This window comes from Microcystis sp. LE18-22.4A (genome assembly GCF_027531105.1).
Classification (GTDB): Bacteria; Cyanobacteriota; Cyanobacteriia; order Cyanobacteriales; family Microcystaceae; genus Microcystis; species Microcystis aeruginosa.
Genome location: NZ_JAPZRB010000024.1, coordinates 1 through 15,066, shown reverse-complemented (window position 1 = coordinate 15,066; position 15,066 = coordinate 1). Strand labels below are relative to the sequence as shown.

The 15,066-nt window shown below is 44.6% G+C and carries 14 protein-coding genes and 1 tRNA gene; 9 read left to right on the top strand and 6 right to left on the bottom strand.

Going from position 1 to position 15,066, the window contains the following annotated elements:
* Nucleotides 1-231: 231 nt before the first annotated feature.
* Nucleotides 232-1,671, bottom strand: a complete 1,440-nt coding sequence (glmM, locus tag O9295_RS00955) for a phosphoglucosamine mutase (protein WP_147073234.1) — start codon at nucleotides 1,669-1,671, stop codon at nucleotides 232-234.
* Nucleotides 1,672-2,179: 508 nt separating this feature from the next.
* Between glmM and O9295_RS00950 the strand changes: the two genes are divergently transcribed.
* The 5 genes from O9295_RS00950 (at nucleotide 2,180) to O9295_RS00930 (ending at nucleotide 6,680) form a co-directional block, all read left to right on the top strand.
* Complete coding sequence (locus O9295_RS00950; RefSeq protein ID WP_288031009.1) at nucleotides 2,180-3,121, top strand: glycosyltransferase family 2 protein; 942 nt, start codon at nucleotides 2,180-2,182, stop codon at nucleotides 3,119-3,121.
* Nucleotides 3,122-3,425: 304 nt separating this feature from the next.
* The gene (locus O9295_RS00945) at nucleotides 3,426-4,835 is read left to right on the top strand and encodes a GumC domain-containing protein (protein WP_288031007.1); all 1,410 of its coding nucleotides are present in this window, start codon (nucleotides 3,426-3,428) and stop codon (nucleotides 4,833-4,835) included.
* A gap of 370 nt (nucleotides 4,836-5,205) precedes the next feature.
* Nucleotides 5,206-5,727: a photosystem I assembly protein Ycf3 gene (locus O9295_RS00940; protein ID WP_002770118.1), complete on the top strand. Its 522-nt coding sequence runs from the start codon at nucleotides 5,206-5,208 to the stop codon at nucleotides 5,725-5,727.
* Nucleotides 5,728-5,855: 128 nt separating this feature from the next.
* Entirely contained in the window at nucleotides 5,856-6,152 is a 297-nt protein-coding gene (gene gatC / locus O9295_RS00935; RefSeq protein ID WP_147069868.1) for an Asp-tRNA(Asn)/Glu-tRNA(Gln) amidotransferase subunit GatC, read from the top strand.
* Between the two features lie 126 nt (nucleotides 6,153-6,278).
* Nucleotides 6,279-6,680: a phosphomannose isomerase type II C-terminal cupin domain gene (locus tag O9295_RS00930; protein ID WP_002760121.1), complete on the top strand. Its 402-nt coding sequence runs from the start codon at nucleotides 6,279-6,281 to the stop codon at nucleotides 6,678-6,680.
* A gap of 653 nt (nucleotides 6,681-7,333) precedes the next feature.
* On the opposite strand, the gene O9295_RS00925 is transcribed toward O9295_RS00930, so the two are convergent.
* Nucleotides 7,334-8,344 (bottom strand): Npun_R2821/Npun_R2822 family protein, encoded by a 1,011-nt coding sequence (locus O9295_RS00925; protein WP_288031005.1) that lies wholly within the window; start codon nucleotides 8,342-8,344, stop codon nucleotides 7,334-7,336.
* A gap of 135 nt (nucleotides 8,345-8,479) precedes the next feature.
* On the bottom strand, nucleotides 8,480-9,985 hold the full coding sequence (locus tag O9295_RS00920; RefSeq protein ID WP_288031002.1) for a hypothetical protein: 1,506 nt from the start codon (nucleotides 9,983-9,985) through the stop codon (nucleotides 8,480-8,482).
* Between the two features lie 127 nt (nucleotides 9,986-10,112).
* On the opposite strand from O9295_RS00920, the gene O9295_RS00915 reads away from it, so the two are divergent.
* Nucleotides 10,113-10,185 (top strand) — tRNA-Glu (locus O9295_RS00915).
* 20 nt (nucleotides 10,186-10,205) lie between these two features.
* Here O9295_RS00915 and O9295_RS00910 read toward each other — a convergent pair.
* Complete coding sequence (locus O9295_RS00910) at nucleotides 10,206-11,555, bottom strand: sensor histidine kinase (RefSeq protein ID WP_288030999.1); 1,350 nt, start codon at nucleotides 11,553-11,555, stop codon at nucleotides 10,206-10,208.
* Between the two features lie 55 nt (nucleotides 11,556-11,610).
* Nucleotides 11,611-11,787, bottom strand: coding sequence for a hypothetical protein (locus O9295_RS00905; RefSeq protein WP_288030996.1), 177 nt, complete (start codon nucleotides 11,785-11,787; stop codon nucleotides 11,611-11,613).
* 88 nt (nucleotides 11,788-11,875) lie between these two features.
* On the opposite strand from O9295_RS00905, the gene O9295_RS00900 reads away from it, so the two are divergent.
* The 3 genes from O9295_RS00900 to O9295_RS00890 all read left to right on the top strand — a co-directional run bounded on the left by O9295_RS00900 (nucleotide 11,876) and on the right by O9295_RS00890 (nucleotide 14,318).
* Nucleotides 11,876-12,349 carry an EVE domain-containing protein gene (locus O9295_RS00900; protein ID WP_288030994.1) on the top strand — a complete coding sequence of 158 codons (474 nt, stop codon included), beginning with the start codon at nucleotides 11,876-11,878 and terminating at the stop codon, nucleotides 12,347-12,349.
* Between the two features lie 3 nt (nucleotides 12,350-12,352).
* Entirely contained in the window at nucleotides 12,353-13,207 is an 855-nt protein-coding gene (locus tag O9295_RS00895) for a prohibitin family protein (RefSeq protein ID WP_002763389.1), read from the top strand.
* A gap of 460 nt (nucleotides 13,208-13,667) precedes the next feature.
* On the top strand, nucleotides 13,668-14,318 hold the full coding sequence (locus O9295_RS00890) for a type I restriction enzyme HsdR N-terminal domain-containing protein (RefSeq protein WP_147068813.1): 651 nt from the start codon (nucleotides 13,668-13,670) through the stop codon (nucleotides 14,316-14,318).
* Nucleotides 14,319-14,427: 109 nt separating this feature from the next.
* Here O9295_RS00890 and O9295_RS00885 read toward each other — a convergent pair.
* Nucleotides 14,428-15,066, bottom strand: a 639-nt coding sequence (locus tag O9295_RS00885; protein WP_288030991.1) for a DNA cytosine methyltransferase, incomplete at its 5' end; no start/stop codon positions are given.

The following is a 15,066-nucleotide window of genomic DNA, read 5'->3' as shown; positions in this document are numbered from 1 at the left end:
ACACAATCAAGATGTCTTGTCTAACAACGCTTTACCAATAAAGCTGAGAGGGAATCCGAACTAGGGAAGTATTCGGAGGTCTGTGCCAGATTGTGTCTCGATGCGGTAGTCTCTACTTGCGTCGCCTAAATTGGTTTAGGCAAGCTCCGTCGCTTTTAGGGCGGGGTTAGTGACAATTATCCCTTGCTAGGCTAGGCTAAGGGCATTATAATCCCTGTCCCCCTCGATCGACTACAAAAGATAGCTTCGCACCGCTGCCACTAGCCTTTCTGTCCAAAAATTGGCTAATTCTAGGGTTTCTGCTTCCACCATCACCCGAATTAAGGGTTCTGTCCCGGAAGCGCGCACCAAAATTCTGCCTTTTTCTGCCATAGCTGTCTCAGCTTTGCGGATTTCTCGCCGCAAAGGTTCACATTGCTGCCAATTACGTCGCACTTCTCTATCTTCCACCCGCACATTGCGTAAAATCTGCGGATAGGTGACAAAGCTATGATCGACTAAGTTAGCCAAGGAAACCGCCGATTTCTGCACTAAAGCCGCTAAATGTAGGGCGGTTTGCATTCCATCCCCAGAAACCCCGTAATGATGGCAGAGGATATGACCGGATTGTTCACCCCCTAGCATGGCTCCAGTTTCCCACATTTGCGCCTGAACGTGCTGATCGCCCACGGCAGTCCGCAAGAATTGACCCCCCAGTTTTTGCCAAGCGCGTTCAAAACCTAAATTAGCCATCACCGTGGCTACTAATAACCCATCGGGTAGCTGTCCGGCTTCTAAGAGGGAACGACCCCAAAAATAGAGGATATAATCGCCATCTACTACTCTACCTTGACTATCCACGGCCAGGACTCGATCGGCATCGCCATCGAAGGCAAACCCTAAATCCGCTTGCTGATTAATCACCGCCGCCTGTAAGCTTTCTAAATGGGTAGAACCACAATTAACGTTAATGCGATCGCCGTCGGCTCGATCGTGTAGGCAGATAACTTCCGCCCCCAAGGTTTGGAATACTAAAGGTGCTAGGTTAACGGCTGCCCCCCAAGCTAGATCTAAAACTATTTTTAATCCCGATAGGTTAATATCCGTCCCGACGGAAGCAATCACAGCTTGATAGTATTTTTGGATTAATTCGGGACAAAAAGTCGCTTTTCCCCAATTTACTGAGTTATCCGCTAATTCTAAATTGCCCCTTAAACCCGCTTCTATCTGTGCGGCTAAAGTGCCAGATAATTTTAAACCGCTGCTGTCAAAAAATTTAATGCCGTTATCTTCGGGAGGATTATGACTGGCAGAAATCATGATCCCCCCCATCGCTTCGCTTTCTCTGGTTAAATAGGCGACGCAGGGAGTGGGACATAATCCCAGTTGCCAGACTTCTATTCCCGCCCAAGTTAAACCCGCAGTGATAGCATTGGCTAACATATCACTGGAATTACGGGAATCTTGACCGATAATTATCGGTTTGGTGACACCAGCCTGATTTTTTAATACCTGTCCCGCCCAAAATCCGATTTGTAGCGCTAGGGGAGCAGTTAATAATTCTCCCACTTGGCCGCGAATTCCGTCCGTGCCAAACAGGGGGGATGGCGGTAATTCGATTAAACCCGTTAAGGATAACAGGGGATGCGAGCGATTTTTTTGTCCATTTTGATACGATAGAGAAGCTACCATGGCCGATTCCTTTCCTCACACGACACATTCAGAGGATAACATGATCACCGATTTTTTAAAATCAATGTTCCCAGTTGACCTTAATCCTCCTTCCGGGGTTCCTTACATCTGGTGTGGGGAGATGGGGTGTGGGGTATGGGGTGTGGGGTGTGGTGTGTGGGGTGTGGGGTGTGGGGTGTGGGGTGTGGGGAAATGGGGAGATAGGGAAATGGGGAGATGGGGTGGTGGGGTGTGGGGTGTAGGGTGTAGGGTGTGGTGTGTGGGGTGTGGTGTGTGGGGAGATAGGGAGATAGGGAAATGGGGAAATGGGGAGATGGGGAAATGGGGAGATGGGGTGGTGGGGTGTGGGGTGTAGGGTGTGGTGTGTGGGGAGATGGGGAGAATAAATAAAAATAGTCTCCTCAATCCTGTCTCCTCAATCCTGAATGAAGATTGTTGATTTTTGCAGGAGGTCTAATCAAGGAACCGAGGTTATTTGGTAAGCTAAAACGGTAATCTTGACCCCCGAATGCCCGTGCTGATCAGTGTTGTCATCCCTACCTACAATCGCCAAGCAATTTTAAAAAAATGTTTACTAGCCCTAGAAAATCAGCGTTTAACCGATAATAAAGTGGAAAACTACGAAATAGTCCTTGTCGATGATGGCTCTACCGATGCGACGATCGCCTGGCTAGAAAGTCAAAAGGCTAATTTACCCCATCTGCAACTGTGGCAACAGGATCACGGCGGACCGGCGATCGCTAGGAATCTGGGGGTAGAAAAAGCCCGTGGTGATACAATTATTTTTATCGATAGCGATCTGGTAGTGACAGAAAATTTTTTGCAAGCTCATGCCGACGCTTTAACTGCTGGAGCAGCCAATCTCGGCAGCGATCGCTTATTTACCTACGGCAGTGTCATTAATACCTGTAACTTCGAGCATCCCACCAGTGAACCCTATAAAATCACCGATTTCTCCGCTGCCTATTTTGCCACGGGCAACGTGGCGATCGCTAAAAAATGGTTATTAGCGGCAGGATTATTTGATACTCAGTTTCAACTCTACGGTTGGGAAGATTTAGAATTAGGGGTGAGATTGAAGCAATTGGGACTAAAATTAATTAAATGTCCTGAAGCCGTCGGTTATCATTGGCATCCCCCCTTTAATCTCGCTCAAATTCCCAATCTCATCGATAAGGAAATTCAACGAGGACGAATGGGAGTGCTTTTTTATCAAAAACATCCCACCTGGGAAGTGCGGATGATGATTCAAATGACTTGGATTCATCGACTGTTGTGGGGTTTACTTTCCCTGGGGGGAACCCTGAATGAACGCAGCCTCTCCCCGCTGTTACAATGGTTGATCGATCGAGGTAAACCGCAATTAGCCCTAGAAATTGCCCGCATTTTTCTCAATTGGTACAACGTGCGCGGCGTTTATCAAGCTTATCGGGAAATACAGCTTCAGTGAAATGTCTTGCCGAACACCACCGACGGCGTTTCTCACAAAGACGAGGTATGACTGGATTTGACATCGACAACCGACTCCCTAAAACCAGAGACTTTGTACCTCACCATCGAGATAACTGCCCTAAAGGTGAACATTTGCCGATAAAAAACTGAATATTTGCTTTCTTTTTCTGATAATTGCTGCCACAATCAAAAGCAATCGGCATAGGGAGCGGCGGAAAACACTGACCACATTTGCCCCTTGTGAATTATTTTCTGAGATTGGGCATATTAGAAGTAAATTTTCCTAGAGGAGGAATCCCATAATGAATATCTTCGATATTTTAATCGGTTTTGTCGGTGGAGGTGCGATCGGGGGTGGGGCTTTATATGCCCTGCAAGAGGGAAAAATCAGGGAAGAACGGCAAAAATATGCGAAAATTCGGGCGGATTTAGGTAAAGCCGAAGAGGAGTTAAAAGACAGCAAAGGACAGTTAAAACCACTCGCTCTCTCCGAAGAACGGATTCGCAATATCGAAGCCACCTATAGAGAAGAAGTGGCTAAATTGCAAAAAGAGTTAGAAGATAGCCAAGGACGTTGGCAAGAGATAGCCAGCGCAACTCCCGCTCAAGCCGTGGAAGTCGCCGATAAAACCCAAATTCAGCCACTTCAACCGGAATACGAAGCTAAAATCGAGGAATTGCGCCAAAGCTATCAAAGTCAAATACAAGAGATCATAGACGGGAAGCAAGGGGAAATGGAAGCCCTGCGTCAAAGTCAACAGGAGCAGATTCTAGAATTAGAAAAGGGCTATCAGTCGCAAATTCAACAACTAGAACAGGGTTATCAAAGCCAACTGTTAGAATTACAAAACGCCCGCCAAGCAGTAGTGGATGATCGAACCACTGAAATCGTCGAACCCTGGGATGATTTCCCCGATAGCCCCAGTGCCGAAGAAATAAATCCTTTTGATGGTTTTATCACCGAAGAAAACCTAGGATTGCCACCAGAATTTGCCCCTGAAACGCCCCTAGAAACGCCGGTTTCCGAATCAGAATTCAGCAGTGAGATGAATCCTTTTGATGGTTTTATCACCGAAGAAAACCTAGGATTGGAACCAGAATTTGCCCCTGAAATGCCCCTAGAAACACCAGTTTCCGAGGAGACATTTGACGGTTTAAACAGCCCAGAAGAAACCTTAGTTTCTCCAGAAATGACTGAGATAGAAGATTTTTCCCTCATGGCAGAACCAGCAATCTCTGACTGGGAGATGTCCGCTGCTGAGATAGAATTTCTCAACAGTTTAACATTAGAGGAAGAAACGAGAACTATCGGTAGCCTAGAAGAATTATCGGCTAATTACGGTCAGATTCAAGAAACCGTTAGCAGTGACACCAGTTTCTCTGATTTATTAGCCCCCGACACCGAAAAATTCGCTGATAACCAAAATTTTCTCGATGACTTATTTGCTGATACCGCTGACAGCAATAACCCCGAATTATTCGATTATTTTGCGGAAGAAACCCCTACAGTTGCATCTAACCGCCAAAATGTTGCTTCTGTTGCGAGTGACCAAGAAGAACTAGATTTCTTCAGTATGTTGGATAATGAAGAAATGGCTAATCTAGAATCCTTACCTTCTGACGAAGAACTGCCCCTTGATGATCTATTTGGCGATGATTTATTCTCGGATGGGGACAATAGCAAAACCACGAGGCTAGAATCTCATCAGTAGGCAGATTGCCCGCTATGAAGGCAGAAGACAGAATTTCTTCCCCACCCGATTTCTGGCTTCTGACTTTCCTAATGGGACTTAGGCGTTTTCGGTCAGCAAAAAAGGCTCAAACCATTACGGGACAAAGGGTTAACCTCGATTGATGATTTGCCTTGATCTATCTGGGTTTCAGCGATTTTGGGCTTCTCGAAGTAAATCCCAAGCGGGGATTGGAGTTGAGGCTTTTCTCGATTTGTTTTTTGTCTAAGTCCCAATAGCAAAGATCCTCTAAATCGAAACCCTAGCCAGAAAAATCGGAAAAACAGCCCTAGGGTTGCTCGCGAGTGCTATAAAGGTAGATAGTCATCTCGATCGCCTAATCGTCCTAACTATGCCACGCACTCAACGTAACGATAATTTTATTGATAAATCTTTTACCGTCATGGCGGATATCATTTTAAAGATACTCCCCGCCAATAAAAAAGCCAAGGAAGCCTTTGTTTATTACCGCGATGGGATGTCTGCCCAAGCTGACGGCGAATACGCCGAAGCCCTCGATAATTACTATGAGGCTTTAACATTAGAAGAGGATCCTAACGATCGCAGTTATATCCTCTACAATATCGGCATTATCCACGCTAGTAATGGCGAGCATGAAAAGGCTCTGGAATACTACGAAGAAGCTATCCAACTTAATCCCAGAATGCCCTCCGCTTTGAATAATATCGCCGTTATTTACCATTTTCAAGGGGAAAAAGCTAGAGAAGACGGTCAACAGGCCGAAGCGGAAGCACTCTACGACAAAGCGGCAGAATACTGGAAACAAGCCATCCGATTAGCCCCCAATAACTATATTGAAGCCCAAAACTGGCTGAAAATCACCGGGCGATCGGAAATTGATGTTTTCTTCTAAATTGAGGAGACAGAATTCAGGAGTCAGGAGATTGCTTTTATTTATTATCCCCACTCCCTCACTCCCTCACTCCCCCACTCCCCAATTCATAATTGATCATTCATCATTCATCATTCCCCATTTCTCCCATGATCGATCGAGCTACAGTTGAAAAAATCGCCCATTTAGCCCGTTTAGAGATTAATAGCGGCGAAGAAGAACAATTTGCGGGGCAATTAAGCGGGATACTGGATTATTTCGAGCAGTTAAGCGAATTAGACACGGAAAATGTGCCACCCACCACGCGAGCGATCGAAATTCAAAATATCACTCGCGCCGATAGTAATAGACTTTATCCCGATCACGAGGTCTTAGTGCAAGAATCGCCGGCCCCAGAAGGGGATTATTTCCGGGTTCCCCGTATTCTCAACACCGACGAAGACTAAATCAGTGATCAGTGATCAGATGTGAGTTTTCAGTTTACTGTTTACTGATCACTGATTTAGATGCCATCTAGGGTTTTTGCTGCTATCTTGGACTAAGATCAGACCTAGCAATGGAGACATAATATAATGATCGCATCTCAAGATGTGGCACCATTTCAGCTTATTTCGAGCGTAGAATCGGCAGCAACAGAATTTAGGCCCTGGGGTTCTTTCACCACTCTAGAAGAAGGTCTTGGTTATAAAATCAAGCGAATTGAAGTGAATCCGGGTCATCGTCTCAGTTTACAGATGCACTACCATCGCAGTGAACACTGGATTGTCGTTTCGGGGACGGCAAAAGTCACCTGTGGAGATAACGAAGAAATTCTCGGAGCCAATCAGTCCACTTATGTGCCGCAGTGTACCGCTCACCGTCTGGAAAACCCCGGGGTGATCAAATTGGTGTTAATTGAAGTGCAAAATGGGGAATATTTAGGAGAGGATGATATAGTCCGTTTTCAGGATGATTATGCTCGCCATCAGAGCTAAGACTGTGTTGAGGGAGACAGAAGGCCAAGAAACTATATTTTCGCCCCAAAAACCTGTTTAGGTTAGTCTACCTGACTGTCTTCCCTCCCCTCAAGGCTCGTCAATTTCTAGAAAAATTTTCTTTTCGGGCCAGGTAGCGGTTTTCCTCCTGGGCAGAAAAATAAACTTCCCCTAGACCCTGTGTGGGAAGCTTGAGGAAAGCTGGGTTAGGGGAAATGATTTATTCCTTTGCTGGATTAACTTTAGCATATAACTCTCATTTGTCAGGACTATAACGGCCGGATGTCAATTCTGTGACAAAGAAAAGCCGCTCAGGAGTCGGGCAAGAGGCAAGGGGCAATGATTCATGCGGGAGGGAGTGAGGAAACGGCTTAATCTTGTTGATAAATGCGGCAAAAAACCAAGGGAATTTGCAAAAAATAAACTATATGTAGGGCTTGCTGAATAAATCTAAAAACCTTGTTGGATAAGGCTTTTAGACTTTTTTGACCTCAAAAAGTGCCGACCATTGGAGGGATCGGGGGTAAAATTCAGGTACTTTTTCCCTGAAAATTAGGTAACTGACTACCTCAAAATCGGTAAAACCCTACACCCCACACCCCACACCCCACACCCTGCCCCCACCAACAAACTTTTTCAGCAGACCCTAATTATTATTTTCCTAAACCGAGTTTTCTGGTTACTTTTTGCCAAAAAGTTGGGGTCGGTGGTTGATAGGGTTTGGGACTGCCGGTAAATATAGGGCGTTGACTAGGTTGGTAGAGATAACGATAGTGTAAGAAAATATCTCGATAGGGAAAATCGATATTTTCACCGCTACAAAGTCGAGTGAACAGAGAGGAAGATAAACCGATGTAGTGAAGGTATGTCAAGCGTTTGTCGTGGTCGTATAATAGCCCATCCCGTTGTTGGAAATGGGCGGAGGTGACGGCGTTACCGGTGCGACGACTGGCAGGCCATTCTTTCGCTAAGTTAGAGACGGATAGCTGCGATCTCATCACCATATAGTTCAGCACCGACTGATTGGGAGCCGAGGGATACAACACCTCTGCCTCGCCCTCCTGTAGCCTTGCCACTAGCCAATCCCTTTGTTCCGACAGCATAAAGCCGCGCTTGGAGGCGTAGAACCCAGCACAAAAGATCTCCGCCTCGATCCGTTCTTGGGGAAACACTTCCAGCAGTTTCGGCGAATTGACATTGTAAATGTGGGTGGGGTCTTTGTACTGAAAGTCGTAAGTCACCACATCACAACTGTCTAACTGTTCAAACACAGGGGTGACATCATCCAAAATCAGCGCATCTGCGTCAATGTAGATGAATTTTTCAAAGGGGGCGTTGGGGTCAAAGGCACAGTAACGGCGGTTCATACCCAACCGTCGTACTCCTTGTATGCCTTCAGTTTTCCGCCAATGTTGCAGTGCTGTGGGGTGAGCTTGCCAGACTTGTAACGAAAAGTCCTCCCACGGCTTAAACAGATCTTTGTCATTCCAGAGGGTGACATTGGGACGGGTGGCGATTTCGGCGGCGGTTTTTTCCAAGCGGTCGTCGTAGGCGATGACGCAGACGGGCATACCCGCACCCGCATTGACGGCGATGCTATTCAGCAAGGCCACCAGTTGGTCAAACACGACATCATTACCGAGGGTGTAAATACCGTAGTTCATTGCAGCTCAGGAAGAAAAAAAATCAAAACTTATTATCTTTGCCGTTAGTTTAGCTTATTTTTGTCGATAAATTATAGTCTCAAGTTTCTCACAACAGAAAGACTAACCGATCGACTATACCCAAAACCGATCGATTTAGCGTTTGCGTTTGAGTAATTTAGAAATGCGTCGATTGTACCGCAACCAACGCCAGATTTTAATAACCAATTCCTCCACCCATAAAATAATCGCATCTAATCCCTCTAAAATCCGTTCTAAGGGGTGTTTAACGTAACCGACGGGGGTTGATTCGGTTTCTAACCATTCTTCGTTAATTGGTTGAATTATCTCCCTAGCGTAGCGGGGATCTAATTGGGTTGCGGGGGGGGATTCTCCAGGAGTAATTTCAGCGGCGGCCGGGGGGATTTTTTGTAAAGATTTATTTTGTTTTTCTTGACTAAAAGCTTTTTTTGTGCTATGAGGCTCGGCTGGTGTGCCTGGGGACTGGGGAAGGGGATAAGCGGGGTTAAGGCGCGGTTTTTCGGAGTCTTGGGGAGAAATAGCCAAGATATCGGCGGATTCTAGCCATGGTTGCTCGCTGACGGCGGAAAATGTCAGGGATTGGCGAGAGGAAAAGAAGTGATCGATCGCCGCTTGGATGAGTTTGCCGATCGTGAAGGGATTCGCTTGGGTTTGTTTTTCTAGCCAATCCTGGAGACGTTGCTTGAAGGTGATCAGCAGAGAATTAGGAAGACTTAGGGGATATTTTGCCGATAACGCGGGTGAATCAGCACTATATTCTAAATTATTCTTCTCTTTTGCCCAGAAATGCTCGATCGCAGCATAAATTAACCAATAAAGTCGCCAGAGATAGGAGGAATTTTTCTCGAGAGTCGGGGACTGGTTAACGAGATCGGAAGGTAGGTTAGAGGTGTGGCTAACACTGCTGGGGATTGCGGGGGAGATAGCGAGAAATTTAGCCTCGAAAATTGCTAATTTTTCGTCAATAACTTCTAAAATCGCTTGAGAATTGAAATTAGGCAGTGGTAAGGAGGGTGGTGTCGGGGTTTTGACGAGATGGGATTCCTGGAAGAGATTTATGGCGATCGCTATTTGTCCCTGTTGTTCCCAGCGTAGTAGGTTCCAAAACCAACGTATCGGAGGCAAGACAGGATTTTTATCGGTAAAATTCGGTAATAAAGGCGGATATTGAGGATTTAATCGCTTAATTTTCCGGTTTTCGAGGGCGTAGTTAGCCAGTGCCGTCCTAATTTGTTTTTCTATTTGTCTTTGGGTTTGATTATCGGTGATTTTAACAGTCTGGTGATCGTTAGTGACGAAAACTAAAGCTTGATCCTCTAGATCGGCTGCTATGCCAATAAATGGCGTTTCTTGGTCAGATAAGCTCTGTAGAAATTCCGCGATCGCATCCGTCCCCTCTTTGCCGGGGGGTGATAATTGTTTCTGGAGACTGTTCCCCAATTGATTAGCCGTCATCCGCAGGGATTGTACCAGCAAATAGACGGGATAGAGGGCTATTTGCAGGGCAATAGCGATCGCATTTTGACCGCGACGGGAGACGCGGCCGAGGTTATCTTTCAGACGGATCAAGCGACGGTTGATCAGGTTGAACAGTCGGCTTTTATAGGGATCGGCAGCCATGGATTTTGGGCGATAACATCTTCAATTAGACTATCCTATTGTGCAAGGGCGGGATTAAAAAAATTTTGGCCAAAACCCTTGACTCCCGGAAAGATTATTGTTATATTTAAAAAGGTCTGAAATCCACGCCCCCATCGTCTAGTGGCCTAGGACACCTCCCTTTCACGGAGGCGACAGGGATTCGAATTCCCTTGGGGGTATGAAAAGAAGGTCAGAGGTGTCAAGCTTCTGACTTTTCGGTTTTTTTCTCCCGTTGATGGCTTTTCGGTAAGCTGACGGTGAAGATTGTTCCCCGATCGATCTGACTCTCGACGCTAATTTGTCCATGATGACTGAGGGTAATCGCTAAAGCGATCGCTAATCCTAATCCTGTTCCCCCGGAAGTGGCAGAATTTTGTCGTGCGGGATCGAGACGATAAAAGCGATCGAAAATATGGGACAAAGCAGCCTCGGGAATACCGATTCCGTTATCTTTGATGCGTACCAGTAACACCGATTGTCGATCGCGTTTACTTTTCTCCAATTCCACTGCCACATTTTTAGGCTCAGATTCGGGGAAAAAAGCGTGTTTTAGGGCATTAGAAATTAAATTTGTGAATAAACGGGCTAATTGATCCCAATCTCCCTGCATAGTAAACATTTCATCGCTGTAGGAAAAATCCTCTTGGTCCGGTTCCACAATCGACAAAGAGAGGGAAATTCCCTGCTTATCGGCGATTAAACGCTGTTCTTCCACCACTTCCATCAATAGAGCATCCAAAGGTACAGCTTGCTCGATCGGTTGGACGATGCCACTATCAGAACGGGCTAAAAAAAGCAGATCATTGACTAAATTGCCCAATCTTTCCGTTAAACGCTCGATCACCCGCAAGCGTTGATCGCCAGTTTGGGGATAAGCGATCGCCATTTGCACGTTAGTTTGGATAGTGGCGATCGGATTGCGTAATTCATGGGAAGCATCGGCGGTAAATTGTTTTAAACTCTGATAGGACTCTTTTACCGGTTGAATGGCTAAACCGGACAAAAACCAACCAATCCAGGCAACACTAGCAATCATCAGGCAAATTCCGGCGATTAAATCCAATAATAGCTGTCTAATCGGTTTTGTCACCTCAAACCAAGGATGACTTACCCGCAGATATCCCAAAACATAATGATCGATTTCCACCCTTTCGGTTATTTGTCGCAGCAGACGATTATCGGATAAGCGAATAGTTTCCCCTTGACGGTGGGGATGGAGGGGAATATCTAAGGATTCGGCCAGAGTTGACCAAAGTAGATTACCTTGGGGATCAAACCATTCCAAATCTATATGATCGTCCTCGACGGATTTACCCTGACTGGGAAAACTTGCCAGGGGATCGACGCGATAACGTCCTTGATCCGGGGGAATCGATTCGATCACGAGGGAACGATTTACCACCTCAATGATGTGTTTGAGGGTATCATCAATGCGATCGACTAGGGTATGGCGCACATAAAAATACATTCCCGTAGCGAGAAAAAGCAGTAGTATGGCAGTGACAACAGTGTACCATAAGGCTAAACGGCGGCGAGTGGCTTGGAACACCGATAATCTATGGATTGGCTAGAGATTTTTCGAGCAATGTATCCTATTTTACAGCTTATTTGAGCGATTTAATAATCGAGAATAAATTATTTTTAGCTATAGGGAAAAACTGACGGTTGCCAAGAATAGCTAGACTTGAACGCTCATAGTCCTTAAAAATTGCCGCTAACAAAGGTATTTTTAGATACATTCTTCCCAATAATTGTTTGAGTAGAACTACAAAAGCAGTCAAAGTGAATTATATTTAACCCTATGGTGACAGGGCTGACAGGAACGGCTAAAAATATTTTTGAGCTTATGTGAATTAATCACAACTATAAATGATGAATTTAAATTACTGGTTAATGAAATCGGAACCCGATGTCTATAGTATCGGGGATTTAAAAAAAGATGGTCAAACTATTTGGGAGGGAGTGCGAAATTATCAGGCCCGCAATTTTCTCCGTCAGATGAAACGGGGAGATTTGGCCTTTTTTTATCATTCTAATACCACCCCGCCAGGGATTGTCGGCTTGATGCGAGTAGTGCAAACTGATATGATCGATCCCACACAATTCGATACCGATAGTCCCTACTATGATTCTAAATCCTCCCCAGATGCCCCGCGCTGGTGGACGGTTAAAGTTGAGTTCGATCGCCTTTTTCCCCAACTGCTGCCCCTGGGAATTTTAAAACAAAATTTTACGGCCGATGAATTATTATTAGTAAGGACAGGAAATCGTCTGTCAGTGATGCCTGTCAATCCAGCGATTGCCACAAAAATTCTCGCTTTAGTCGCTCATCAAGGAGTATAAACTGTGAACCAGAAAGATGCTATTAATTTACTTTCCCTGATCGGGGGATTATTGGCCACTATTGTCATTTTAGCGGCCTTTAATGCCTATGTGATTATCACCCCCGGACAAGCGGGGGTTTTAAGTGTGTTAGGAAAGGCTAAGGACGGGGTTTTATTGGAGGGATTTCACTTTAAACCTCCCTTTGTTTCTAGTGTCGATATCTACGATGTTACGGTGCAAAAATTTGAAGTTCCTGCCCAAAGTTCCACTAAAGATTTACAAAATTTATCCGCTAGTTTTGCGATTAATTTTCGTCTTGATCCGACGCAAGTAGTGGCAATTAGAAGAACCCAAGGTACCCTACAAAATATTGTTGCTAAAATTATCGCCCCTCAAACCCAAGAATCCTTTAAAATTGCCGCCGCTAAAAGAACAGTAGAGGAGGCAATTACTCGACGCAGTGAGTTAAAAGAAGACTTTGATAATGCCCTATCGACTCGGTTAGAAAAGTATGGTATTCTAGTCTTAGATACCAGTGTGGTAGATTTGAATTTTTCTCCGGAATTTGCTCGGGCTGTCGAAGATAAACAAATCGCGGAACAACGCGCCCAAAGAGCCGTTTATATCACCCAAGAAGCAGAACAACAGGCCCAGGCAGAAATCAATCGCGCTAAAGGGAAAGCTGAGGCACAAAGACTATTAGCAGAAACTTTAAAAGAACAGGGGGGAGGATTAGTTTTACAGAAAGAAGCGATCGAAGCTTGGCGCGAAGGTGGGGCGCAAATGCCCCGGGTTTTAGTCATGGATGGATCGGGAAAAAATAGCGTACCATTTTTATTTAATTATAGTGATTCTTTTCCAGAAAATACCCCCTAAATTCGGGTCCATTTAGCCCAATTATTTTCTCAAGATAAAGTCTTTCCCATCAAGAGGAAGTGTAACCTCAATTTGGTAAGCTGTTGACTATCTAAATTACTCGTTAAGACTATAGGGGAGAAGGGAGCAGGGAGAAGGAGTTTCAGCCTAAGTCCACCCCACTTCTCCCCATTCCAATCCCATGCCACCATCCCCAACCCAATCAAACCTCTAACTACAAGAAATATGACCTTGGGGTGCTTTTCGTTCAAAAATAACTTGATCGTAGATCGCCGACGAGTGTAAAGTGCGTTAGAAGGCTACCAATTCTGTTAAAAAACCCAAATCAACAATCCGCACCCCACGCAGCAACTTGATTCTTAAATTGGTGTTTCTGTCTTGGCTTATTTTGTTAGGAAGAACAGCCGAGAAACCTATTTGACGCTATCATGGAAACAGCGCTGTACTGCTTGCTAAATCAATGCTTACCCTCAAAACGAGTAAACTAACCCTTGCTGATGTTCAACGTCATCTTAATTTCCAAGAAAAGCTTGAGGATGTTTCATTTACAGAGCTTTTAGCTTTGGAAACCGTCAGCGACGCAGAAAAATTAGAACTTGTTCAAATCCGCAACGATTTTCGACCCTATTTGATGGAAGATAAAGCATCAGAAGGACAAGTGAAAGTTTTAACCCTATTTCCCTTATTGCGGTTAGCTGGTTTTTATCGTTATCCGATTAAGATTAGGGTTGAAGAAGGGATTGATAATATTATCCTTGTCGATGAAGATAAAACTATTAGCGGACGCTTTGATATTGTCACGGTGAATAATTCGATATCAACTGTCAATAATATCCCTTTTTGGATTTTAGTAATTGAAGCTAAAGAGAGTGGAATCGAAGTACGTCAGGGATTACCTCAATTACTGACTTATGCCTACAATAGCTTAGAAAGACAACCCTCAGTTTGGGGATTAGCGACTAATGGCTTACAATATATGTTCGTCTATCTCAGACAAGAAACTAACCCCACTTATCAGATAATGCCAGAACTTAATTTAATGTATCCTCAATCAGCAATTAATCTGCTCCAAATTCTCAAGGCAATGGGTCAGCTAATTTTAGAGACATAAATTAGGACTCAAACAAGCTATAATCTCCTAGGCTTTTACTGTCTATATAGGCAATTAAAAGCGTCTTGAATACTTGCCACTATCTAAAACTCCTGAGTCGAAAATAAACTTAATTAAGTTGTCGATTTAACGAGAATGAATTAGTTGATGCTTGAGCAACATCTAACAAAGACTCGATTACAGAATTAACCACAGCAGCTACGCAGAAAATCGCTACACTATTACCCGTTAATTTTCGCATAGTTTGATAACTGCCGACAATTTGATAATCATCGGGAAAACCTTGTAAACGTAGCATTTCCCTTGCTGTTAAGCGTCTTTTCCCATCCACTAACAAATAATTATAGGATGCTCCCGCTCGCAAGGCACAGGAATAGGGATAAGCACTGACATTTCCTCCTTTATTTTCGTGCCAGATAGTCGGTTCACTATAAGGTTTTTTTCCCTCTCTTTTCAGGAAGCGACTTTTTTGAATTCTTGCGGAAGCATAATAAAAATCCGAGACATTTTCTTCTAATATTTCCGTTAAAGTTGTTCTAGATAAAGCTGGTTTTGGCCAGATAAAACCCCGCGCTTCTCGGAAACCAACGATAAAAATCCGTTCCCGTTTTTGCGGTAAACCAAAATTAAGCGCATTCAAAACCCGATAATCGGTATAGTAATCTAAATCTTGCAAAGTATCGAGAATAACTTCTAAGGTTTTTCCCTGTTGATGTCCCTGCAATTGCTTGACATTTTCCAGAATAAA